Source organism: bacterium endosymbiont of Bathymodiolus sp. 5 South (genome assembly GCF_900128535.1).
Lineage (GTDB): Bacteria > Pseudomonadota > Gammaproteobacteria > PS1 > Pseudothioglobaceae > Thiodubiliella.
In genome coordinates this window covers 1-1,665 of sequence record NZ_FQTR01000271.1, presented here as the reverse complement: position 1 = coordinate 1,665, position 1,665 = coordinate 1, and the positions used below count along the sequence as shown (strand labels likewise).

Annotated in this window: 3 protein-coding genes; all 3 read right to left on the bottom strand. The window is 33.0% G+C overall.

Going from position 1 to position 1,665, the window contains the following annotated elements:
* Positions 1–391: hypothetical protein (locus BBROOKSOX_RS10730; protein WP_373896627.1), on the bottom strand; the 391-nt coding region annotated here is incomplete at its 3' end.
* Positions 392–548: 157 nt separating this feature from the next.
* Entirely contained in the window at positions 549–881 is a 333-nt protein-coding gene (locus tag BBROOKSOX_RS10725; protein ID WP_139661764.1) for a hypothetical protein, read from the bottom strand.
* On the bottom strand, positions 871–1,665 hold a 795-nt coding region (locus BBROOKSOX_RS10720; protein ID WP_180324012.1), incomplete at its 5' end, for a hypothetical protein. The genes BBROOKSOX_RS10720 and BBROOKSOX_RS10725, both read right to left, overlap by 11 nt.

The following is a 1,665-nucleotide window of genomic DNA, read 5'->3' as shown; positions in this document are numbered from 1 at the left end:
GGGTGGTGTTAAGGTTGATGTTGGTAGCAGTTAGGCTGGTGTTGTTGTGGGTGGTTTGTTGGCTGGTGCTGGTGCTGGAATCTCGGGAGATGCTGCCACTCAGATTACTTGAATTAGTGCCATATAGCGTATAAGAGACATTCAAGTTTTTATGCTGGGTGTTAGACTTGGTGTTGTTGGTATCTTGGCTAGAGAGGATGTTAAGGTTTTGACTGTTTATGTTGATTTGTCCGTTATTTGTGTTGACTGCGTTATTTGCATTGGCTTGGAGGTTTGAGCCAACAATGGTGGTGGTTTTATTTGGAGTATTAAGGTTTGTATTAGCAATGGTTGGGGCTGTTGCTAGGGTTGTGATTAAGGTTAAAATTGATATTAAAAATGGGTTTGGCATTTGGTTATTTTAATGGGTTTTGGTGGTTTTTTTTGTTTTAAAAATAGTGGTTTTATTTATAATGAGAGGGTGAAGTTATATTTTTATGATAAAAGGGTAGCCTCCCATTTTTTTCATTTTTTTTCATAGCGTCCCCTTTTAGACTCTGTTTTATTTGTTAATTGAAAATCCAGCTTTGTTTGTAAATTCCATATATTATCAATATATCAATTATTAATATAAATATAAAAGAGATTTTTCTAATAAGTTTATTTTTATTAGAATTATCCTCAACTAAAGATTTTGTTGCAGCTCCCCATGCAATTGGATTCCAAACCGACCCACCTGTAAAAAAAGTATAAATTTCCATATTCAAAAAAGCAAATGCACAAGATAAAAATGCAACTGCATGTATACAAGATTCATCACAACTAAAACCCAATGGGTGTGTCAAAAACAATCCTAATATAAAGCTTACAATTAAAACAATAAATTCATTTCTAGTTATCATTAGTGAGTTTACCTCCTAAAGATATAGCACTTGGAGCTAATTCTGATGCAGTTTTTGAAACTCCAATTTTTCTCAGTCCTTTAGAAATAACTCTGTCAATAACATTATTTGCTGTTTTTTCAAAATTTCCACTTTCTAAATCATCTGCTAAATCTACAGCAGTTTTTCCAATTACATAAGCCCTCCCAGGAGGAGTCAAACTAAACCCAGTCTTTGCAACTGCCTTCAAATCCTCTTTCGTTTTAACCTCAGACTTCGAAACATATTCTTCTTTTCTCAACACCTCAACTCCATTTAAGTTTTGCTCTGGTATTTTTATTGTTTCTTGCTTAAAAGGTCTATTATTCAATAAATTAATCGCTGATTCAAATTCTCGTTTAGTTTTATATTTGTTGCGTAAAAAAGGCGGTTTGCTTAATTCTCTTTTGATTTCTGCAAGTTTTTCTTGTCTGTTTTTATCATATAAATTTTTATATTTTCTTCTAATATTATTTTTACATTTATATCCATTTTTACCACATTCTGTCATTTCTCTTGCGTAATCAATCTGTTGATTTACAAATAAAAAATCCTCTCCCTTGCTCTTATCAATCCCAGCATAATCCTGATTGTTGTTATCAACAAGCTTTTGATTTCTCTGTATTTCTGCTGGTGTATTACCTAGGTTTTTGTTGTTGCTGTCTGCTAAGTTGCCATCACCATAGTTTTCTGAGGCAAATTCAACATAATCGCTAAAGTCGTCTCCATAGTTTTGGGCATAGATTTCATTGTCTGCTTTACTTGT

Coding starts and splice junctions, on each gene's coding strand:
- BBROOKSOX_RS10725 (WP_139661764.1), bottom strand. CDS start 881: ATGATAACTAGAAATGAATTTATTGTTTTAATTGTAAGCTTTATATTA.